The 20,502-nt window shown below is 66.9% G+C and carries 17 protein-coding genes; 5 read left to right on the top strand and 12 right to left on the bottom strand.

Translation table 11 applies throughout. The features are described 5' to 3' along the window. Positions 1 to 24: 24 nt before the first annotated feature. The 11 genes from SIDU_RS15035 to mnmA all read right to left on the bottom strand — a co-directional run bounded on the left by SIDU_RS15035 (position 25) and on the right by mnmA (position 14,200). Complete coding sequence (locus SIDU_RS15035; protein WP_007687270.1) at positions 25 to 2,034, bottom strand: M13 family metallopeptidase; 2,010 nt, start codon at positions 2,032 to 2,034, stop codon at positions 25 to 27. 220 nt (positions 2,035 to 2,254) lie between these two features. Continuing rightward, complete coding sequence (gene bioD / locus SIDU_RS15030; protein WP_007687272.1) at positions 2,255 to 2,869, bottom strand: dethiobiotin synthase; 615 nt, start codon at positions 2,867 to 2,869, stop codon at positions 2,255 to 2,257. Next, positions 2,866 to 3,990: an 8-amino-7-oxononanoate synthase gene (locus tag SIDU_RS15025; RefSeq protein ID WP_007687274.1), complete on the bottom strand. Its 1,125-nt coding sequence runs from the start codon at positions 3,988 to 3,990 to the stop codon at positions 2,866 to 2,868. The genes bioD and SIDU_RS15025 overlap by 4 nt, the downstream gene beginning before the upstream one ends. 238 nt (positions 3,991 to 4,228) lie before the next feature. Beyond that, positions 4,229 to 4,909: a DUF2490 domain-containing protein gene (locus SIDU_RS15020; RefSeq protein WP_007687275.1), complete on the bottom strand. Its 681-nt coding sequence runs from the start codon at positions 4,907 to 4,909 to the stop codon at positions 4,229 to 4,231. A 111-nt stretch (positions 4,910 to 5,020) separates the two neighbouring features. Next, the gene (locus SIDU_RS15015) at positions 5,021 to 6,940 is read right to left on the bottom strand and encodes an alpha/beta hydrolase family protein (protein WP_007687276.1); all 1,920 of its coding nucleotides are present in this window, start codon (positions 6,938 to 6,940) and stop codon (positions 5,021 to 5,023) included. Positions 6,941 to 7,046: 106 nt separating this feature from the next. Beyond that, the gene (locus tag SIDU_RS15010) at positions 7,047 to 9,170 is read right to left on the bottom strand and encodes a sodium-translocating pyrophosphatase (RefSeq protein ID WP_007687277.1); all 2,124 of its coding nucleotides are present in this window, start codon (positions 9,168 to 9,170) and stop codon (positions 7,047 to 7,049) included. 229 nt (positions 9,171 to 9,399) lie between these two features. Continuing rightward, positions 9,400 to 10,314, bottom strand: coding sequence for a thiamine-phosphate kinase (thiL, locus tag SIDU_RS15005; protein ID WP_007687278.1), 915 nt, complete (start codon positions 10,312 to 10,314; stop codon positions 9,400 to 9,402). A 120-nt stretch (positions 10,315 to 10,434) separates the two neighbouring features. Beyond that, a complete protein-coding gene (gene nusB / locus SIDU_RS15000) occupies positions 10,435 to 10,881 on the bottom strand; it encodes a transcription antitermination factor NusB (protein ID WP_007687279.1) in 447 nt (148 codons plus the stop codon). Positions 10,882 to 10,918: 37 nt separating this feature from the next. Further along, positions 10,919 to 12,208 (bottom strand): histidinol dehydrogenase, encoded by a 1,290-nt coding sequence (gene hisD / locus SIDU_RS14995; RefSeq protein WP_007687280.1) that lies wholly within the window; start codon positions 12,206 to 12,208, stop codon positions 10,919 to 10,921. 120 nt (positions 12,209 to 12,328) lie between these two features. After that, positions 12,329 to 12,991 (bottom strand): ATP phosphoribosyltransferase, encoded by a 663-nt coding sequence (gene hisG, locus SIDU_RS14990; protein ID WP_007687281.1) that lies wholly within the window; start codon positions 12,989 to 12,991, stop codon positions 12,329 to 12,331. A gap of 87 nt (positions 12,992 to 13,078) precedes the next feature. Next, on the bottom strand, positions 13,079 to 14,200 hold the full coding sequence (gene mnmA / locus SIDU_RS14985; RefSeq protein ID WP_007687282.1) for a tRNA 2-thiouridine(34) synthase MnmA: 1,122 nt from the start codon (positions 14,198 to 14,200) through the stop codon (positions 13,079 to 13,081). 124 nt (positions 14,201 to 14,324) lie between these two features. On the opposite strand from mnmA, the gene SIDU_RS14980 reads away from it, so the two are divergent. The 3 genes from SIDU_RS14980 to SIDU_RS14970 all read left to right on the top strand — a co-directional run bounded on the left by SIDU_RS14980 (position 14,325) and on the right by SIDU_RS14970 (position 15,440). Continuing rightward, positions 14,325 to 14,621 (top strand): hypothetical protein, encoded by a 297-nt coding sequence (locus SIDU_RS14980; protein WP_007687283.1) that lies wholly within the window; start codon positions 14,325 to 14,327, stop codon positions 14,619 to 14,621. A 106-nt stretch (positions 14,622 to 14,727) separates the two neighbouring features. Then, positions 14,728 to 15,027 carry a CtrA inhibitor SciP gene (gene sciP / locus SIDU_RS14975; RefSeq protein ID WP_007687284.1) on the top strand — a complete coding sequence of 100 codons (300 nt, stop codon included), beginning with the start codon at positions 14,728 to 14,730 and terminating at the stop codon, positions 15,025 to 15,027. 158 nt (positions 15,028 to 15,185) lie between these two features. Further along, positions 15,186 to 15,440: a GlsB/YeaQ/YmgE family stress response membrane protein gene (locus SIDU_RS14970; protein WP_007687288.1), complete on the top strand. Its 255-nt coding sequence runs from the start codon at positions 15,186 to 15,188 to the stop codon at positions 15,438 to 15,440. 60 nt (positions 15,441 to 15,500) lie between these two features. On the opposite strand, the gene SIDU_RS14965 is transcribed toward SIDU_RS14970, so the two are convergent. Beyond that, positions 15,501 to 15,749, bottom strand: a complete 249-nt coding sequence (locus SIDU_RS14965) for a GlsB/YeaQ/YmgE family stress response membrane protein (protein WP_007687290.1) — start codon at positions 15,747 to 15,749, stop codon at positions 15,501 to 15,503. Positions 15,750 to 15,936: 187 nt separating this feature from the next. On the opposite strand from SIDU_RS14965, the gene SIDU_RS14960 reads away from it, so the two are divergent. Both SIDU_RS14960 and SIDU_RS14955 read left to right on the top strand, forming a co-directional pair. After that, complete coding sequence (locus tag SIDU_RS14960; RefSeq protein ID WP_007687291.1) at positions 15,937 to 17,109, top strand: efflux RND transporter periplasmic adaptor subunit; 1,173 nt, start codon at positions 15,937 to 15,939, stop codon at positions 17,107 to 17,109. 52 nt (positions 17,110 to 17,161) lie between these two features. Next, complete coding sequence (locus tag SIDU_RS14955; RefSeq protein ID WP_007687292.1) at positions 17,162 to 20,320, top strand: efflux RND transporter permease subunit; 3,159 nt, start codon at positions 17,162 to 17,164, stop codon at positions 20,318 to 20,320. The last annotated feature ends 182 nt before the right edge of the window (positions 20,321 to 20,502 follow it).

Here is a 20,502-nt window from a genome sequence, read left to right as displayed (position 1 = left end):
CGCCGATCCGGCCCCTTTCGAGTCTTACCAGATCTTCACCCGGTCTTGCGGCGCAAGATAGATTTTGCCGTCCGCCTCCGGCTTGAAGGCAGAATACCATTGGTCGAAGTTCCGCACGGTGTCGGCGCGATATTGCGATGGGGAATGCGGATCGGTGACGAGTCGCTGCCGCAGATTGGGTTCGCGATAGTTGCGCCGCCACACCTGCGCCCAGCCCAGGAAGAAGCGTTCGTCGCCGGTGGTGCCGTCGATCACCGGCGCGGGCTTGCCGCCCAGCGAGGCGTGATAGGCGTCCAGCGCCACCGCGACTCCGGCCAGGTCGCCGATATTCTCGCCCAAGGTGAAGGCGCCCTTCACATGCGCGCCGGGGAAGGGTTCATAGGCGTCATATTGCTTGACCAGCCTGTCGGTCAGCGCCTTGAAATTGGCGACGTCCTGATCGCTCCACCATTGGTTGAGCTTGCCCGTCTCGTCATATTTCGCGCCCTGATCGTCGAAATGATGGCTGAGTTCATGGCCGATCACCGCGCCGATGCCGCCATAATTGACCGCCGGATCGGCATGGGGATCGAAGAAGGGCGGTTGCAGGATGGCGGCGGGGAAGACGATCTCCACCATGCCGAAATTGGCGTAGGCGTTGATCTCCATCGGGGTCATGCCCCATTCCCAGCGATAGATGGGCTTGCCGAGCTTGCCCATCTGATAGTCGAATTCGAACTGGTTGGAGCGCAGTGCGTTGCCGAACAGGTCGTCGCGCTTCATTGTCAGGCCGCTATAATCGCGCCATTTGTCGGGATAGCCGATCTTGGGCGTGAAGGCGGCCAGCTTCTTGTGGGCGCGGGCCTTGGCCGGGTCGCTCATCCAGCTGAGGCCGTCGATGCGGCGGCCCATGGCGGCGATCACATTCTTGACGAGCCGGTCCATCGCCGCCTTGGTTTCGGGCGGGAAATATTGGGCGACATAGACCTTCCCCACTTCCTCCCCCATGGAGGATTTGAGGAAGTCCACGGCGCGTTTCCAGCGGGCTTCGCGTTCCGGCGTGCCGGACAGGGTGGTGCCGTAGAAGGCGAAATTCTCGTTCGCGATGGCGTCGGGCAGGGTGTCGGCAAAGCCGTGCAGCGTGCGCAGCAGCAGCGCGTCCTTGAGCAGGCCGACCGGGGCCTTGGCGATCAGCGCGGCTTCCCCGGCGACGGCGCTGGGCTGCGACACCAGCAGATCCTTGGGCGCGAGCTTGTTGGCGGCGAAATAAGCGGCGAAGTCGAAGCCGGGCGCGGCCTTTTGCAGGTCGGCCAGCGTCATCTTGTTGTAGGTCTTGTCGGCGTCGCGGCTGTCGACCTGGGTCCAGTGGACCTTGGCCACTTCGGTTTCGAACGCCATCAGCGCGGCGGCGCGCGCCTTGGCGTCGGCTTCGCCCGCCAGCGTCAGCATCTTTTCCAGATGGGCGACATAGGCGGTGCGGATCGCCGCCATCTTGGCGTCCGGCTCCAGATAGAAGTCGCGGTCGGGCAGGCCGAGGCCCGACTGGTGCAGGACGAGGATATAGGTTTCGGGGTCTTTGTCGTCCTGATTGACGTAGAAGCCGAAGGGACCGTCTATGCCTGCGCGAGCAGCTTCGGCGGCGAGTCTGGCGTAGGCGGCCTTGTCCTTCACCGCCCTGATCTTCGCGAGCCAGGGCTGGGCGGGGGTCAGGCCCTTCTTCTCCACCGTGGCGGCGTCGAGATAGCTGGCATAGGCGTTGCCGATCTTGCTGTCCGGGTCGGCCTGCGCGGCGTCGAGAATGGCCTTGGTCCGTTCGCGCGACAGGTCGTCCAGCGTGTTGAAGGCGCCGTAATTGGACTTGTCGGCGGGGATCGGCGTGTTCTTTGTCCAGGCGCCGTTGGCGTAATCGTAGAAATCGTCGCCGGGCTTTACCGACTTGTCCATGCCTGCGCTGTCGAAGCCGTAGCTGCCGTAGGTCGGCTTCTGATCCACTTGGGCGACGGACGCGCCCGCGGCCAGCGCAACTGCCGCTGCGCCGAGGAGGAGATATTTCATCAAAGCTTTCCCTTGCTTTATGCGATGCGGGGAATTGAGCGCCCCGAAGCGGGGATGTCCATGTCGTTGGTCGAAAAAATCGGCGGGTGTGGTTTTCCGGGAGAGGGATTCGAGTCACCCACTTCCGTTCGGGCTGAGCTTGTCGAAGCCCTTCACTTCTTTTGAAAGGAAAGTGGAGCCCTTCGACAGGCTCAGGGCGAACGGAGGTGGGGATGGGGCCTTAAGGCAGGCGGATCGAGGTCTTGAAGGCGGTTTTCAGAGTCTCCGCATCCAGCGGATCGAGATGGGGCAGGCGGCCAAGACTGGGCACTTTCCCCAGCAGCGGAACGATCCGCTCATTCTCCTCATGCGGTTCGCCGATGAAGGCGATCCCGGCGACGGGTATGGCCCGCGCCCGCAGCGCCTCCAGGCTGAGCAGGCTGTGGTTGATCGTGCCCAGTCCCGTCCGGGCGCAGAGGATGAGCGGCGCGCGCCAATATGCGAACAGGTCGATCATCAGCAGCGTCTCGCTGACCGGCACCATCAGGCCGCCCGCGCCTTCCACCACCAGCGGGCCGTCGACCTGCGGCAGGGCCAGCCGGTCGAGGTCGATCTCCACCCCGTCGATCCGCGCCGCCAGATGGGGCGAGGCGGGGGTAGTCAGGCGATAGGCTTCGGGCAGAATATGCGAGGCGGAAAGGCCGGAGAGGGCGGCCACCCTTTCCTTGTCGCCTTCGGGGTCGACGCCCGCCTGCACCGGCTTCCAATAATAAGCGCCCAGCGCTCCGGCCAGGCCTGCGGCGAACACCGTCTTGCCGATGTCCGTGTCGGTGCCGGTGACGATGAAGACGCTCATGCCGTCACCCGGCGCAGCGCCTCGCCCAGGGCGGCGATGTCGGCGCGGCCGACATTCAGGGTGAGCGAGATGCGCAGGCGGCTGGTGCCCGGCGGCACGGTCGGCGGGCGGATGCCGCGCACGTCGAACCCTGCCTCCTGCAGGGCGGCGGCGGCGGCCATGGCGCGGCGATCCTCGCCCAATATGACCGGGATGATCTGGCTGCGCGGCGCGGGCATGCCAAGCGGGGCGCAGATCGATTCGGCGGCGTCGACCTGCAGGGTCTTCAAGCGGGCGCGCAGGTCGCTCGCCTGTTCGATCCGGTCGAGCGCGGCGGACACCGCGACCGCCATCAGCGGCGAGGGCGCGGTGGAGAAGATGAAGGCCCGCGCCCGGTTGATCAGATAGTCGATCAGCAGGCGCGGCCCGCAAATCAGCGCGCCCTCCACCCCCATCGCCTTGCCGCAGGTGTGCAGCGTCACGACATTGTGGAGGCCGTCGAGACCCGCCGACAGGCCGCGACCGGACGGGCCGAAGACGCCGGTGCCATGCGCTTCGTCCAGGATCAGCATGGCGTCGTGCCGGGCCGCCAGCGTCGCCAGGTCGCCGAGCGGGGCCATGTCGCCGTCCATGGAATAGAGCGTTTCCACCGCGATCCAGACGCGGCCCTTGCCCCCCTCCTGCCGCCAGGCCACGATCAGGTCGGCGAAGCTCTGCACGTCATTATGGCGGGCGAAGACCGCCGCCGCCTTCGACATGCGGATGCCGTCATGGACGCTGGCGTGGATCAACTCGTCCGCGACGATCAGGTCGCCCCGCTGCGGCAGGGTGGAGAATAGCGCGAGATTGGCGGCGAAGCCGTTCGCCATGAACAGCGCGCCCTGGGTCTTGAAGAAGTCGGCGGCCTTCGCCTCCAGCCCCTCATGCTCCGGCGCATTGCCGCGCAGCAGGCGCGATCCGCCCGAACCCACCGGCACGCCCCGCGCCACCGCGTCCGCCACCGCCTGCGCGACGATAGGGTCGGAAGCAAGGCCGAGATAGTCGTTGGAGGCGAAATCCCGCCCGGCCCGCGGCATCAGGCGGCGCAGGCGGCCGCGCTTCTCTAGCGCCGCCAGTTGCGAGCGGAAGGGTTCGCTGGTCATGGCGCAGCGTATAGGCTGGCGGGGGCGGGCTGGGCAAGTCTGGCGGGTTGGGGGGAGAGCGGACCTATCCTATTCCTCCCCATCGGGAGATGGGGAGGGTCGAAGAGAGGCACGTGACTCTCTTCGACGCCGCTGAAAGCGGTGGTGGAGGGGAAAGGGGCACGACCTGCGCATTTCCCCTCCACCATGCTTCGCATGGTCCCCCTCCCCACGCTGCGCGCAGAGAGGATTAGGTTCGTTAGAAGCTGAAGCCCAGCGAAAAGGACGCCACATGGTCGTTGCTGTCGTCGGCGTCCGGCCGAAAGCCGTGCTGGTGCAGATAGCCGATCTCCGCATTCACATTCTTCGCGATCGGGGTGGTGATGGCGATCAGGTTGCGCATCCGCTCCTCGCCCTGCACCCGCTGGAAATTGGTGGTGTTCAAGTCGATGAAGCTCTCATGGCTGAGCAGCAGCGCGGTTTTGCCGCCTTCCCGGAACGGCAGCACATATTTGACATAGGGACGCAGCCGCCAGGCCGTGCCGTCGATCCCCTCGCGCCAGCGTTCCTCCAGCCGCAGTCGGGCGCTGAGCTGGCCGGGGCCGACCTTCACGATATTGTCGAAGGTCACCTGCTGGCGCCCGCGATGCTCCATGACCGCGAAGTCCCCGCCATTATAATTGGGATCGTGGGTGTAGCCCGCCCAGACCGTCACCTTCCCGCCGATCCTGTAGCCGATCAGCGAATTCATCTCGACCTCGTACAGCCCGTCGCGATCGTCGCTGAACCGGGCAACGACCTCTTGCGAAAAGCGCCAGCGATCGCTGAGCTTCACCGTCGCGCTGGCGGTGGTCCAAAGCTGTTCGTCCTCGCTGGCATGCGCCGCGGTGGCGGCGGCCAGCAGGGCGAGCGCGGGCAGCAGCTTGTGGATCGATCGCATGATGTCATTCTCCCTCGCCATGGTGGCGGACGGGCGCGAACTATGACCGATGCGTTACAATCATGTGACTATATCATTTCTTATTTGTGACGCGCCCCTGCCCGTCATGGTTCAGGCGGGATTATGCTCCTTCAGAAAGGCGTCGAGGCGCTGGAGGAATTCCAGCCGGTCGGCCTGGCGGGAGAAGAAATGGTCGGCCAGCGGCTGTTCGACATAGATATAGTCGCGCCCGGCGACCTTGCCCGCCGCCTTCAACTTTTCCGCCATCTCGCGCGACTGGTTCACCTGCACCCGCCGATCCTTCCTGCCGTGCATCAGCAGGATGGGGGTGGAAAATTGGGCGGCGAAATGGATGGGGGAAACGGCGGCGAAATCGGGCGCCTGCTCCTTCAGCCAATCCTTGCGCCCGCCATGATTCAGGAAACGGCTGTCATAGCGCATCATGGCCGAAAGGTCCGACACGCCGGCATAGGACACGGCGCAGCGATAGCGCGCGCCGTCGCGTTGCGCGCCGCGCATCGCCGCATAGCCGCCATAGGAGGCGCCGACGATGCAGACCCGCTTCGCGTCGGCGATCCCCTCCTTCACCGCCCAGTCAACCGCGTCGTTGAGGTCGTCCTGCATGGCAAGGCCCCATTGCCCCTCGCCCTTTTCCGCGAAGGCTGTGCCGTAGCCGGAAGAACCGCGATAATTGGGTTGCAGCACCGCATAGCCGCGATGGGCCAGGAACTGCGCCCACCAGTCCCATTCCTCGCTGTCGCGGGCGAAGGGGCCGCCATGCGGCATCAAGATCAGCGGCAGATCCTTTGCATCCCTGCCCGCCGGCAGGGTCAGCACCGCGGCGATCTCCAGCCCGTCGCGCGCCTTGTAGCGGATCGTCCTGACCGGCGAGAGATGGACCTTGGGACCGAATTTGTCGCTGATCTTCGCCAACATGCTCATCGCGCCGACGGCGGTGTCGTAATAATAATAGGTGCCCGGCTGGTCCGCGCCGCCGACATGCACGATCATGCGCTGCTGGTCCCGGCTGGTGGACACGATCCGGGCACGCCGGCCTGCCCCCACCGCCTTGTCGATGTCGGCCTGGACCTTCGCCAGCCCCTCGTCGAACCAGTGCACGCCCGGCCCGTCCGCGGTATAGCGCACGCCCGCAAGGCCGGTGCCGGCGGTATCGCGTTCGATCCGGTCGATGTCGAAGCCCGGCGCGGCGAAGATCTTTCTGCCCAGTTCCAGCCTGGACAGGTCATATTCGTACAGGGCGTCGGTGCCCTCATGATCGTCGCTGGCGATGGCCTTGGCCGGATCGGCGGTGAACAGCAGCGGCACGACCATGGATTCGTCGCGGCGGCGGTCTGCCCGGTCGATCATGCGGAAGCCGGAGCGGCCGTCGGCGCGATAGAGCAGCTTCGACGTGCGCGTCGCATCGTCATAGCCCACCCCCATGCGCACCATGCCCGCCGCATCGGCATACCAGGACATGACGTTCTGGCGCGGCTGCACCACGGTGCGCAGCTTGCCGGTGGAGACGTCCACCTCGTCCACCTGAGGCCAGAAGCCGGCGGCATTGCTGTAGATCGACGTCTGATAGGCCAGCAGGATGCGCGGGCTGCCGTCCTGGGCGACCCATATGACGTCGTCGCCATTCTGCGCCGCGACATTCTTGGCCAGCATGTTGATCTTCGACCCGTCCCGCTTGATGCTGGCGACCCGGCTGATCGACCAGGGCATGCCCTGGACATTGGCCTCGCTGCCGATGCCCGCGATCAGCCAGTCGTCATTGACCCAGCGCCACCAGTTGAGGTCATGTTCCCCCAATGGCAGGGCATGGAGCCGGTCTGGCCCATCCGCGATGGCGGCGATCAGCAGCAGCAGTTCGCCATTGCGCGCCACCCTGGCGGCCACGCGCATCCCATCGGGGGAGAGTTGCGGTTCCACCATCGCCGGCAGTTCGGCAAAGGCCTCTATCGGCCATTCCTTGGACGCGGGCGCCGTTTGCGCGCTGGCGGACAGGCAAAGCTGCGCGAGCGCCATGCCCGCGACGATAGAAAACCCCCTCAATCTTTCCCCCGTAAAATAATGGCCCCGCCTTTCTATAAGGCGGAGCCATTTCCCTGTCTTTCCCTTTTTTACCGGGGCGTTACGCGCCGTGCGCCAAAGCCGCCAGCAGCAGCAGGGCGACGATGTTGGTGATCTTGATCATCGGATTCACCGCCGGTCCCGCCGTGTCCTTGTAGGGATCGCCGACCGTGTCGCCGGTCACGGCCGCCTTATGGGCTTCGCTGCCCTTGCCGCCATGATGGCCGTCCTCGATATATTTCTTCGCATTGTCCCACGCGCCGCCGCCCGAAGTCATGGACAGCGCCACGAACAGGCCGGAGACGATGACGCCCAGCAGCAATGCGCCCAGCGCCGCGAAGCCGTTGGGCGTGCCCGCCACCGCGGAGATCGCGAAATAGACGACGATCGGCGCCAGCACGGGAAGCAGGCTGGGCACGATCATCTCCTTGATGGCGGCGCGGGTGACCAGGTCCACCGTGCGGGCGTAGTTGGGCCGCGACGTGCCCTCCATGATGCCCTTGTTGGTGGCGAACTGCTCGCGCACATCCTTGACCACGTCACCGGCTGCTCGTCCCACGGCGGTCATGCCCATCGCGCCGAACAGATAGGGCAGCAGCGCCCCCAGCAGCAGGCCGACGATGACATAGGGGTTGGAAAGGCTGAAATCGACCGGCTCGGTCAGGCCGAGAGCCGAGTTGTAGAATTTCAGATCCTCCGTATAGGCGCCGAACAGCACCAGCGCGGCCAGCCCCGCCGAACCGATGGCATAGCCCTTCGTCACCGCCTTGGTGGTGTTGCCCACCGCGTCCAGCGCATCGGTCTTGACCCGGACGCTGTCGTCCAGATGCGACATTTCCGCGATGCCGCCCGCATTGTCGGTGACGGGGCCGTATGCGTCCAGCGCCACGACCATGCCCGCCAGCGCCAGCATGGCGGTCGCGGCGAAGGCGATGCCGATCAGGCCCGCAAGCTGATGGGCGACGATGATGCCCGCCACGATCACCAGCGTCGGCAAAGCGGTGGCCTCCAGGCTGACGGCCAGCCCCTGGATGACGTTGGTGCCATGGCCGGTTTCCGAAGCGCGGGCGATGCTGCGCACCGGGCGGTAGTTGGTGCCGGTATAATATTCGGTGATCCAGACGATCAGGCCCGTGACCGCCAGGCCGACCATCATAGCCCAGAACAGCGCCATGCCGGTATAGCCGCCCGCCCCGTCCAGATCGGCGCCGAAACGGGCGTCGAGGTCGCCCAGCGCGAAGCGGGTCACGGCATAGAGGGCCGGGATCGACAGGATCGCGGTGGTCCAGAAGCCCTTGTAGAGCGCGCCCATGATCGACTGGCTCGCGCCCAGCCGCACCATATAGGTGCCGATGATGGAGGTGATGATGCACACGCCGCCGACGATCAGCGGCAGCGACATCAGGCGCATCAGGAAGGCGTTGTCGACGCCCGTCACCAGCAGCGCGGTCAGCACCATGGTCGCGCCCACCGTCACCACATAGGTTTCGAACAGGTCGGCCGCCATGCCCGCGCAGTCGCCGACATTGTCGCCGACATTGTCCGCGATGACGGCGGGGTTGCGGGGATCATCCTCCGGAATGCCCGCCTCCACCTTGCCGACCAGGTCCGCGCCGACGTCGGCCGCCTTGGTGAAGATGCCGCCGCCCAGACGGGCGAAGATGGAGATGAGGCTGGCGCCGAAGGCCAGCGCGACGAGGGAGTCGATCACGATCCGGTCGTCGGGCGCATGGCCCGCCGGTCCGGTCAGATACCAGAAGAAGACGCTGATCGCGAGCAGGGCCAGCCCCGCCACCAGCATGCCGGTGATCGCGCCCGCCCGGAAGGCGACGGTCAGCCCGCTTTGCAGCGTGCCGCGCGCGGCCTCCGCCGTGCGGACGTTCGCGCGCACGGAGATGTTCATGCCGATGAAGCCCGCCGCGCCCGAAAGGATCGCCCCGATCAGGAAGCCGACCGCCGACGTCGCGCCCAGGAAGAAGAAGACCAGCGCCGCGACGACGACGCCGACCACGGCGATGGTGGCATATTGGCGGCTGAGATAGGCCTTTGCCCCCTCCTGTATCGCGCCTGCTATCTGCTGCATGGTTTCATTGCCGGCGGACGCCGCCAGCACCTGTCGACTGGTGAACAGGCCGTAGAGCACGGCCAGCAGGCCGCACCCTATGGCAATCGTGACAATCTGCATGGATGTTCCTCTCCCCCTGTCATGTCTGTCATCGGCCGCTCCGCAGGGAATGACGGGCGGGCGAAGGGCATAGGGGCGGGCGGCCGGAACATGCGCTTCCGGCTTCGGGCACCGCGTCGATCAGCATCGTAGCTCACGCATGTCATGCGGTCCTACCGGGCTGAGAAAGGTCGGGGGTGAAGCTACAGGGCGGACGGGCTGCGTCAACCCGTTACGATATTAAGCCAAATCAGCCATGTTCCCAGCCGAGCCGGTCCGGCAGCGGGATCGCCACGCCGTCGATCTTCAGCGTCAGCCCCCTGCCCTTGGCGAAGCGGCCGATGGGTATGGCGCGCACGGGCGGCTTGACCGCGGCGGGCAGGGCGAAGAGCAGTTCATAATCGTCCCCGGCCCGCGCCGCCGCGATCTGGACCGCGTTGCTGGCGCCCCGCGTGGCCTCCAGCGCGGGGGAGAGGGGGATATGGTCGATGGTGACCGCCAGCCCGCTTGCCTCCGCCATGCGGGCGGCGTCGATCAGCAGGCCGTCCGACACGTCCATCATCGCATGGACGTGCGGCGCGAGCAGCGCCCCTTCGGCCAGGCGCGGGCGCGGGCGGCGATAGGCGTCCACCAGCGGGCCGGACGCCCCCTTCACGGTTTGCAGCAGTTCCAGGCCGATGCCCGCATCGCCCACCGGGCCGGTCAGATAGAGCCTGTCCCCCGCCTTCGCGCCGCCGCGCAGGGGGACGGGGCCGGTCGCTTGGCCCAGCGCGGTCAGGCTGTAGCTGCGCGGCGCGCCACGCGGCATCTGCACCGTGTCGCCGCCCAGCAAAGGCATGGCGTGACGCGCCAGCGCCTCGCCCAGCCCTTCCAGAAAGGCGGCGTCCCAGGATTCATCGCCGGACAGCGCATAGTTGAGCAGGCAGCCGAGCGGCTTCGCGCCCTTGGCGGCGAGATCGGAAAGGTTCACGGCGGCGAGCTTCCAGCCGATGTCGGCGGGCGGATCGGCGGGGAGATGATGCACCCCCTCCACCATCGTGTCGCTGGTCAGGATCAGCCGGGCGCCGCCGACCTCCAGCACCGCCACATCGTCCCGCAGGCCCTGAGCGGCCGGATCGTTCGCCAGCAGGCGGAGCAGGGTCAGGAAACGGGATTCAGCGGACATGGTGCCACCGCCCCTCTTTAGCGTTCCGTGCTCCTGCGCAGGCAGGAGCCCAGGCCCACCGTCTGAACTGGGCTCCTGCCTGCGCAGGAGCACATTGTTCTGTCGAGGATAGAACAGCCCCTATTTCCGCACATCCTTCGCCACCGCGTCCAGCAGGCCGTTGACGAAGCCCGCCTCGCGCTTGTCGTAGAAGGCGTGGGCGACGTCGACATATTCGCTGATCGCGGTGCCGGTCGCCACATCCTTGCGGGCGAGCAGTTCATAGGTGCCGGCGCGCAAAATCTGCCGCATCGGCTTGTCGAGCCGTTCCAGGCTCCAGCCCTTGGAAAGGCGCGCCACGATCAGCGCGTCGATCTCCTCGCGGCGGCGGTCCACGCCCTGCACGACATCGTCGAAGAAGCTCTCCTCCGCCTGCGCGTAGGTCACGTCTTCGATGGTGGCGCCCAGGCGGTGCTGGTGGAATTCATGCAGCAGCAGGTGGAGCGGCGTGCCCTCCATCTCCAGCTGGTACAGCGCCTGGACCGCGGCAAGGCGCGCGGCGGAGCGGGATTTGGAGCGGTCGTTCATCGGGATTCCCTATAGCCGTTCGGGCGGTTTGAACGAGTCATTTCAATCTCAAGGCCACCGAAGCCGCATGGGCAGGAAGCCCCTCCGCCTCCGCCAGCGCGACGGCGGCGGGGCCGATGGCGTCAATGGCGCGCCGGTCGAGGCTGAGGAAGCTGGTGCGCTTCATGAAGTCCAGCACCGACAGGCCCGAAGAGAAGCGCGCCCGGCGGCCGGTCGGCAGCACATGGTTCGGCCCGGCGACATAATCGCCCACCGCCTCCGGCGTCATCCGGCCCAGGAAGACGGACCCGGCGTGGCGCACCTGCGCGAACAGGGCGTCGGGGTCGTCCACGGCCAGTTCCAGATGCTCGGCGGCCAGGCGGTCGACCAGCGGCATGGCCTCGTCCAGGTCGCGCACGACGATGATCGCGCCGTTGGCGGTCCAGCTCGTCGTCGCCACCGCCTGCGTCGACAGCAGCGGCAGGCGCCGGTCCACCGCCGCCGCGACCGCATCGGCGAAGGCCGCGTCGTCGGTGAAGAGGATGGACTGGCTGGTCGGGTCATGTTCCGACTGGCTGAGCAGGTCGGCGGCGATCCAGTCGGGATCGTTCTTCGCGTCCGCGACCACGACGATCTCCGACGGGCCCGCCACCATGTCGATGCCGACCACGCCGTAAAGCTGGCGCTTCGCCTCCGCCACCCAGGCGTTGCCGGGGCCGGTGATGACGTCGACCGGCCTGATCCGGTCCGTGCCATAGGCGAGCGCGGCCACCGCCTGCGCCCCGCCGACGCGCCAGATTTCCTCGATCCCCGCGATGGCGGCGGCAGCGAGCACCAGCGGGTTGATCTCGCCATCGGGGGTCGGCGTGACCATGGCGATGCGCCGGACGCCCGCGACCCTGGCGGGGATGACGTTCATCAGCAGCGAACTGGGATAGGCGGCGCGGCCGCCGGGCACGTACAGCCCCGCCGCGTCCACCGCGCTCCAGCGGGCGCCGAGGCGCGCGCCCGCCGCGTCGACGCTGTCGCTGTCCTGCGGCTTCTGCTTTTCATGATAGGCCGCGATGCGCGCCGCCGCGAGTTCCAGAGCGTCGCGCAATTCGGTGGAAATGCTCTCCAGCGCCTTGCGGCATTGGGCAGGCTCCACCGCCCAGCCGCTGACGTCCAGGTCGTGCCGGTCGAAGCGGCTGGTATAGTCCGCCAGCGCCGCGTCGCCCTCTGCGCGGACGCGCTTCAGGATCGCGGCGACGTCGCGGGATACATCCTCATCGGCTTCGCGCCGGGCGTCGACCAGGGCGGCGAAGGCTGCGGCGAAGTCGCTGTCGGTGGTGGAAAGGCGGAAGGTCATCGGCCCTTTCCTTCTTTTTCCGTCATCCCCGCGGAGGCGGGGATCCATCTCCCATAAGAAGCGTCAGGCATGACGCTCTGGAGATGGGTTCCCGCCTGCGCGGGAACGACGATGCGGGGATTACGCCGCATCCTTGCCTCCCACGGCCTTGCGGAAGGCCTCCACCAGCGGCACCAGTTCGGCCGAGCGCATCTTGTAGGCGGCGCGATTGACGATCAGCCGCGCCGACACAGCCATGATGACGTTCGTCTCCACCAGCCCGTTGGCCTTCAGCGTCGCGCCGGAGGACACAAGGTCCACGATCCGCCGCGACAGGCCCAGCGACGGCGCCAGTTCCATCGCGCCGTTCAGCTTCACGCATTCGGCCTGGATGCCCCGCGCCTCATAATATTTGCGGGTAAGGTAGGGATATTTGGTCGCGACCCGGACATGGCTCATGGCCGCCTCATCCTCATCCGCCAGGCCTTCGGGTTCGGCGACCGACAGGCGGCAATGGCCCATGTCGAGGTCCACCGGCGCGTAGATTTCGGAATAATCGAACTCTTCCAGCACGTCCGATCCCACGATGCCGATCTGCGCCGCGCCATGCGCCACGAAGGTCGCCACGTCGAAGGCGCGCACGCGGATGATCGACACGTCCGGCCGGTTGGTGGCGAAGCGAAGGGCGCGGCTCTTCTTCTCATGGAACTCCGCCTCCGGCTCGATACCGGCCTGGGCGAGCAGGGGCAGCGCCTCATCGAGGATGCGCCCCTTGGGAATGGCGAAGGTGAGCGGACGAGTCATGACGCGCGGGCCTTACTTGGCGGGGCGGGAAAGGGCAAGGTCGCGCTGGCCCACCCCCAACCCCTCCCGCCTGCGGGAGGGGAGTTTTCAGGCCGCCTCCGCCAGCGCCGCCTCGGTCGCCGCGATCCAGCCGCCGCCCAGCACCCGGTCGCCCGCATAGAGCACCGCCGCCTGCCCCGGCGCGACGCCATATTCGGGCGCGTCGAAGACCAGCCGGTCTCCCTCCAGCCGCGCGGGCACGGGTTTCGCCATGGAGCGGACCTTGGCCGTCAAGGGTCCGGCAAAATCCCCGCCCAGCCAGTTGATGTCGCTCAGTCGCGCCGCCGACACCGCCAGCGCCGCCTTCGGCCCGACGATCACGCGCCGCGCCTCCGCGTCCAGCCGCACGACATAGAGCGGCTCGGCCTGGCCGCCGATCTCCAGCCCCTTGCGCTGGCCGACGGTGTAGTGGATCATCCCCTTGTGGGTGCCCATCAGGCGGCCGTCGATATGGACGATGTCGCCGCCCTCGTCCGCGTCGGGGCGCAGCTTGCGCACGATCTTCGCATAGTCGCCGTCGGGCACGAAGCAGATGTCCTGGCTGTCCGGCTTCAAGGCGACCGACAGGCCCAGTTCCGCCGCGATCTCCCGCACCTGCGGCTTGGGCAGGCCGCCCAGGGGGAAGCGCAGATAATCGAGCTGCGCCTGAGTCGTGGCGAAGAGGAAATAGCTCTGGTCCCGCGCCGGGTCGGCGGCGCGATGTAGTTCGGCGCCCTGCGGCCCTTCCACCCGGCGGACATAATGGCCGGTGGCCAGGCAGTCGGCCCCCAGGTCGCGCGCGATCTGGAACAGGTCGGTGAACTTCACCCCCATATTGCATTTCACGCAGGGAATGGGCGTGCGCCCGGCCATATATTCGTCGGCGAAGTCGGCGATCACCGAATCCCGGAACCGGCTTTCATAATCGAAGACATAATGGGCGATGCCGATGCGGTCGGCGACCGCCCGCGCATCGCGTATGTCCTGCCCCGCGCAGCAGCTTCCCGTGCGGCCCACCGCCGCGCCATGATCGTAAAGCTGGAGCGTCACGCCGATGGTTTCCGCCCCGGTGCGCGCCGCGAGCGCGGCGACGACGCTGGAATCCACGCCGCCGGACATGGCGACGACGATGCGCCGCGCATCGGGCGGAGCCTTCAGATCGAACTGGGCAGGCTGAAAAGGGGTCTGCATGGGCGCGCATATAGTCGTCCCGATCCCCGTCCACCAGACGGATTCAACGCTTTGTCGCATCCCTCCGCCATTTCGGGGTCCAAATTTACCGGACCTTATCCTTTGCTCCGTAAACCCTCCTCCCATGGATCTGGGATTCCTTCGGACGAGCGGGCTCAAGGCCGGCTTCGTCAAGCCTTCGGGCCGGCGGCGCGTGCCGGTCTGGCCGTCCTTGCGGGCCGCTTCGGCGGCGGCGCAGGCGGCCAGCCCCACCGCGCTGGCGGTCGCGGGCGTCCTGCGGGGGCAGGAAATCGAAGGGGACTGGGTCCAGGAACTGGCCGATATCCTCGCGCCACGTTCCGGCGGCAATATCGAGGCCGTGGGGCTCGCGGGCAGCTTCAACCCGTTGATCGCGAACCTTTTAAAAGTGGGACAAGGATGATGAAGGGGGCGTTTACCGTGGCGCTTTAGGGCCTGTTCAGGGCTTGAAGCGCAAACAGGGAACACTGCTGAAATCGGCAACGCCAGTGCCGCTATTGAGGGTGATAATGATCGAAAACCAGAAAATCAGACCTGCACAGGTCGTCGGGCCGCTAGGAGAACCCCTGACTCTGGAAAGCCTGCCGCCTGTCGACACCACGCGCTGGGTCGTGCGTCGCAAGGCGGAGGTCGTGGCGGCCGTGAATGGCGGCCTGCTGACCGTGGACGAAGCCTGCGCCCGCTATTCGCTGACGCTCGAGGAATTTGCGAGCTGGCAGCGCGCCGTCGACCGTTCGGGCATGCATGGCCTGCGCGTGACGCGCATCCAATATTACAAGTCCCTCTACGAACGGCAGCAGAAATACTGATCAACCGTTTCAGCAATGAAGGGTCGCACAGGAGGGCCGCCGGACATGACGTCCGGCGGCTCTCTTCTTTGTCAAGAGCGAAAGGGAACGTAACGCCGACTTCTCCGTTGAACAGATCAGCCCACCCGAAAGGGGCTATGGTCCAAGGAGAGTAAGAAATGGGCATCATCTTGTGGCTCGTCGTCGGCGGCATCATCGGCTGGCTCGCCAGCATGGTCATGCGGACCGACGCACAGCAGGGAATCCTGCTCAACATCGTCGTCGGCATTGTCGGCGCGTTCGTCGGCGGCCTGATCTTCAGCGGCGGTTCGATCAATGATGGCCTGACGCTCTACAGCTTCCTGGTGTCGCTGGTCGGCGCCATCATATTGCTGGCGATCGTCAACCTGGTTCGGCGCGGTTCGGTCCGCTAAGCAGCAGCATGGACGAGCAAAAGGGCCGCGCCCGGTAAGGGCGCGGCCCTTTTTCATGCCTCAGCCGCGCCGGGCGAAGAAGCGGTACAGCGCCAGAACGCCGATCGACCCCAGCACTGCCGCGATGAAGCTCGCCCGCTCTCCGGGCGCATAGACGCCCAGCAGCCGCCCGACATAGCCCGCCAGCAGCGCGCCGGCGATGCCCAGCAATATGGTGAGGACGCAGCCTCCCGGATCGCGCCCGGGCATGACCAGCCGCGCGATGGCGCCCGCGAACAGGCCGACCATTATCCATCCGAGCAATTCCATCGCCGCCCTCCGCCCGCTATACCGGCCATAGCGCCATAGTCGGGCCGTTTTGGCAAGGGCCCGCATCGGCGGGGGCAAGGGCTTTGCGTCCCTCCGCGCCGCCGTGACGAAGGGGGCTTGAGCCGGGTGATGTATTCATATAATACAGCAACCCGAACGGCGCCTATGGCCGAAAGATGGGTTCAGGATGAATTACGAAACTTCGTTGGTCGGCGATGCTCCGGCAAATGTCCTTGGCGAGCAGGAGGAGCGCTCCGTCTGGCGCCGCCGGCTGACGATCGGCGCCGTGGTCGCGATCGTGCTGATCGCCGTCGCCACCTGGGTCGGGATGCGCGGCAACGGCGCCGACGCGCCCGCCAATGCGGCGCAGGCGCCGGTCGTGACGGTGATCAGCCCCGGCCGGTCGACCGTGTCGAACACCGTCAGCGCCACCGGGTCGCTCGCGGCGCGGGTGGAGATGCCGGTGGGCGTGGTCGGCGAAGGCGGCGCGGTGACGCGGGTGCTGGTGCAGCCGGGCGACTGGGTGCGCGCCGGGCAGGTGCTGGCGACCGTCGAGCGTTCCGTCCAGACCGAGCAGATCCGCTCCCTCGCCGCGCAGGTGGAGGTCGCGCGCGCCGACGCCAAGCTGGCGCAGGCCCAGCTCGACCGCGCCAAGTCGCTGGTCTCGCGCGGCTTCATCAGCCAGGCCGACATCGACCAGCGCACCGCCACCCGCGACGCGGCCAATGCGCGCGTCAACGTGGCCGCCGCGCAACTGGCCGAGCAGCGCGCCCGCACCGGCCGACTCGACATCCGCGCCCCTGCCGCCGGGCTGGTGCTGACCCGCGCCGTGGAACCCGGCCAGATCGTGAGCGCGGGCAGCGCCGTGCTGTTCCGCATGGCCAAGGGCGGGGAGATGGAGATGCTGGCCCAGGTCAGCGAGGGCGACCTGGCCGCGATCCGTCCGGGCAACAGCGCCACCGTGACCCCGGTCGGCGGCACGGCGCAATTTGCCGGACGCATCTGGCAGGTGTCGCCGGTGGTCGACAACCAGACCCGCCAGGGCATAGCCCGCATCGCCATCCCCTATGATCCGGCGATCCGTCCGGGCGGCTTCGCCTCCGCCGCGATCGTCAGCGGCAGCGGCTCCGCGCCGATGCTGCCGGAATCGGCGGTGCAGAGCGACGAGAAGGGCAATTTCGTCTATGTCGTCAACGGCCGGGACGAAGTGCAGCGGCGCGACGTCAAGATCGGCCAGGTGACCGATGCGGGCGTGTCGATCCTGAACGGCCTCAACGGCGATGAACGCATCGTGGCTTCGGCCGGCGCCTTCCTGACGCCGGGGCAGAAGGTGAAGCCGGAAGCCGGCAAGTCGAAATGAAGCCGCGGAACGCGCCCATCCGGCGCTTCCACCGGCAGGCGAGGAAGCCGTCATGAGTTTTCGCAATATCTCCGCCTGGGCCATCCGCAACCCGGTGCCGCCGATCGTGCTGTTCGTCGCGCTGCTGCTGGCCGGGCTGGTCAGCTTCAGCCGGATGGACGTCAACCAGAATCCCGACGTCAGCTTCCCCATGGCCAGCGTCGTCGTGCGCCAGCCCGGCGCCGCGCCGACCGAGCTGGAAACGCAGGTGACGCAACGCGTCGAAGCCGCCGTGCGCGGCATCAGCGGCGTGGACGAGATCACGTCCTGGGTATCGGAAGGCCAGTCCAACACCAATGTGCAGTTCCAGATCGGAACGCCCGTCGACCGCGCCGTCAACGATGTGAAGAACGCCGTCGACCAGATCCGCAGCGACCTGCCAGAGGGAATATTGGAGCCGCAGGTCAGCCGCGTCGACATCGACGGCGGGCCGATCGCCTATTTCAGCGCCGAAGCGACCGACATGACGCTGGAGGAGCTGTCCTGGTATGTCGACAATACGGTGGCGAAGCGGCTGCTGGCCGTGCCGGGCATGGCGGCGGTCAAGCGCGGCGGCGGCGTTTCCCGCGAGATCCGCGTCATCCTGGACCCCACCAAGCTGCAATCGCACGGCATCACCGCTAGCCAGGTCAACCAGCAGCTCCAGCAGGTGAACCTAAACGCGGCGGGCGGCCGGACCGAGATCGCCGGCGCCGAACAGGCGATCCGGGTGCTCGGCAACGCCCGCGACGCCTATGCGCTGGGCCAGACCCAGATCGCCATTTCCGGCGGCCGCACCGTCAAGCTGGCCGACCTGGCCGACGTGCGCGACATGTATGCCGAACAGCGTTCGCTGTCCCTGATGAACGGGCGGCAGGTGACCAGTTTCAGCATGGAAAAGGCCAAGGGGTCGTCCGACGTCACCGTGTTCGACGAGGCGATGAAGGTGCTGGACCAGCTTCGGAAGGAAAATCCGAAGGTCCAGTACAAGCAGCTCTACACCAGCGTCGAATATACCAAGGGCCAATATCACAGCGCCATGCAGGCGATGATCGAGGGCGCGGTGCTGGCCGTGGTCGTCGTCTTCCTGTTCCTGCGCGACTGGCGCGCGACCATGATTTCCGCGCTGGCCATTCCGCTGTCCGCGATTCCCGCCTTCTGGTTCATGGACATGATGGGTTTCACGCTGAACGGCATCTCGCTGCTGGCATTGAGCCTGGTCGCGGGCGTGCTGGTCGACGACGCCATCGTGGAGATCGAGAATATCGTGCGCCACATGCGCATGGGCAAAAGCGCCTATCAGGCCTCCATCGACGCCGCCGACGAGATCGGCCTCGCCGTGCTGGCGACCACCATGGCGATCGTCGCGGTGTTCCTGCCCGTCGCGCTGATGCCGGGCATTTCGGGCCAGTTCTTCATCCAGTTCGGCATGACCGTGGTGGTCGCCGTGCTGCTCAGCCTGGCCGTGGCGCGCCTGATCACGCCGATGATCGCGGCCTATTTCCTGAAGGCGCATGGCCAGGAAAGCCATGGCGAGGGTTGGCTGATGGACGCCTATATGGCGGTGCTGCGCTGGTCGCTGGACGAGCGCAAGGCCATCGCCCATCGCGCGCGGGGCGGCATGGCCCGCTTCACCGCCTGGCTGCGCGACCATCGCATCTGGACGATGGGCATGGGCTTCCTGGCCTTCGTCGCCACGATCTTCGCCTTCGGCACGCTGCCCATGTCGTTCCAGCCGACGATCGACACCGATTTCAGCCAAGTGAAGATCGAAACCGTGCCCGGCAGCACGTTGCAGCAGACGACGGCGATCACGCGCAAGGTCGCCGACATGCTGGCCGCCGACAAGGACATGGTGGAGGCCGCCTTTGCCGACATCCAGACCACAGGGGCCGACATCTTCCTGACGCTCAAGAAGGACCGGCCGATCTCCTCCGTCCAGTGGGAGCGCAAGATCGCGCCCCAATTCCAGCAGGTGGCCGACGCCCGCGTCAATTTCCAGTCGCAGTCGGGCGGCGGCTTCGGCCGCGACATCATCATCATGTTCGGCAGCGACGATCCGGCGAAGCTGGAACAGACCGCCAACAAGCTGGTGGCGGAAATGGCCGGCATCCATGAAATCCGCGCGCCGCGGGTCGCGGGCGACATGAACCGGCCGGAAATCGTCATCAAGCCGCGCTTCGACCTGGCCGCCAGCCTGGGCGTCACCACCGCCGCGCTCAGCCAGACGATCCGCGTCGCGACCATCGGCGACATCGACCAGAACAGCGCCAAATTCTCCCTGTCCGACCGGCAGATCCCGATCCGCGTGGCGGTGGCGGAAAACAGCCGGCGCGACCTGGCGACGATCCAGAACATGCCGGTGCCCACGGTCAACGGCGGTTCCGTGCCGCTGAAGGTCGTGGCCGACATCGAATTCGGCGCCGGGCCGACGCAGATCCGCCGTTACAACCAGATCCGCCGCATCGTCGTGGGCGCGGACCTGGCGCCGGGCATCGTCACCAGCCAGGCCATGGCCAAGATCGACGCCCTGCCGACCATGAAGGCCATCGCCGCCGGCAAGATACCGGGCGTGCAGAAGCTGAACACCGGCGACAGCAAGTGGCAGGCGGAGATGATCCAGAATTTCGTCATCGCCGTCATTTCCGGCATCATGCTGGTGCTGGCGGTGCTGACGCTGCTCTACAAGCGGCTGATGCCGCCCTTCGTCAACCTGGGGTCGCTGCTGCTGGCGCCGCTGGGCGGGGCGCTGGCGCTGCACCTGACCGGCAATCCGGTGTCGATGCCGGTGCTGATCGGGCTGCTGATGCTGCTGGGCATCGTCGCCAAGAACTCCATCCTCGTCATCGACTTCGCGCTGGAGGAGATGGGCAAGGGCGTGCCGAAGCTGGAGGCGATCATCGACGCCGGGCACAAGCGCGCCCAGCCCATCGTCATGACCACCGTGGCGATGGTGGCGGGCATGGTGCCGACGGCCCTGTCGCTGGGCGGCGACGGCGCATGGCGGGCCCCGATGGGCATCACCGTGATCGGCGGCCTGATCCTGTCGACCGTGCTGACGCTGGTGATCGTGCCCGCGACCTTCAGCCTAGCGCTGGGGATAGAGGAATGGGTCGGCCCGCGCCTTGGCCGCCGCCTGCTGACCTACAAGCCGGGGGACGACCGCGCCGGAGCCGCGCAACCGGCGGAATAGGAAGGCGGACCTATCCGATTCCTCCCCATCGAGAGATGGGGAGGGGGACCATGCGAAGCATGGTGGAGGGAAGGGCGCGCAACCTGCGTATTTCCCCTCCACCACGCTTCGCGCGGTCCCCCTCCCCACGCTTCGCGCAGGGAGGATTTTGAAAGCCATCCCGCCGCACCCCACCGAAAAGA

This window comes from Sphingobium indicum B90A, from assembly GCF_000264945.2.
GTDB lineage: Bacteria > Pseudomonadota > Alphaproteobacteria > Sphingomonadales > Sphingomonadaceae > Sphingobium > Sphingobium indicum.
Note: the sequence above shows the minus strand (reverse complement) of the source record. Positions and strands in the feature narration are given on the sequence as shown.

Coding starts and splice junctions, on each gene's coding strand:
- SIDU_RS15035 (WP_007687270.1), bottom strand. CDS start 2,034: ATGAAATATCTCCTCCTCGGCGCAGCGGCAGTTGCGCTGGCCGCGGGC.
- bioD (WP_007687272.1), bottom strand. CDS start 2,869: ATGAGCGTCTTCATCGTCACCGGCACCGACACGGACATCGGCAAGACG.
- SIDU_RS15025 (WP_007687274.1), bottom strand. CDS start 3,990: ATGACCAGCGAACCCTTCCGCTCGCAACTGGCGGCGCTAGAGAAGCGC.
- SIDU_RS15020 (WP_007687275.1), bottom strand. CDS start 4,909: ATGCGATCGATCCACAAGCTGCTGCCCGCGCTCGCCCTGCTGGCCGCC.
- SIDU_RS15015 (WP_007687276.1), bottom strand. CDS start 6,940: ATGGCGCTCGCGCAGCTTTGCCTGTCCGCCAGCGCGCAAACGGCGCCC.
- SIDU_RS15010 (WP_007687277.1), bottom strand. CDS start 9,170: ATGCAGATTGTCACGATTGCCATAGGGTGCGGCCTGCTGGCCGTGCTC.
- thiL (WP_007687278.1), bottom strand. CDS start 10,314: ATGTCCGCTGAATCCCGTTTCCTGACCCTGCTCCGCCTGCTGGCGAAC.
- nusB (WP_007687279.1), bottom strand. CDS start 10,881: ATGAACGACCGCTCCAAATCCCGCTCCGCCGCGCGCCTTGCCGCGGTC.
- hisD (WP_007687280.1), bottom strand. CDS start 12,208: ATGACCTTCCGCCTTTCCACCACCGACAGCGACTTCGCCGCAGCCTTC.
- hisG (WP_007687281.1), bottom strand. CDS start 12,991: ATGACTCGTCCGCTCACCTTCGCCATTCCCAAGGGGCGCATCCTCGAT.
- mnmA (WP_007687282.1), bottom strand. CDS start 14,200: ATGCAGACCCCTTTTCAGCCTGCCCAGTTCGATCTGAAGGCTCCGCCC.
- SIDU_RS14980 (WP_007687283.1), top strand. CDS start 14,325: ATGGATCTGGGATTCCTTCGGACGAGCGGGCTCAAGGCCGGCTTCGTC.
- sciP (WP_007687284.1), top strand. CDS start 14,728: ATGATCGAAAACCAGAAAATCAGACCTGCACAGGTCGTCGGGCCGCTA.
- SIDU_RS14970 (WP_007687288.1), top strand. CDS start 15,186: ATGGGCATCATCTTGTGGCTCGTCGTCGGCGGCATCATCGGCTGGCTC.
- SIDU_RS14965 (WP_007687290.1), bottom strand. CDS start 15,749: ATGGAATTGCTCGGATGGATAATGGTCGGCCTGTTCGCGGGCGCCATC.
- SIDU_RS14960 (WP_007687291.1), top strand. CDS start 15,937: ATGAATTACGAAACTTCGTTGGTCGGCGATGCTCCGGCAAATGTCCTT.
- SIDU_RS14955 (WP_007687292.1), top strand. CDS start 17,162: ATGAGTTTTCGCAATATCTCCGCCTGGGCCATCCGCAACCCGGTGCCG.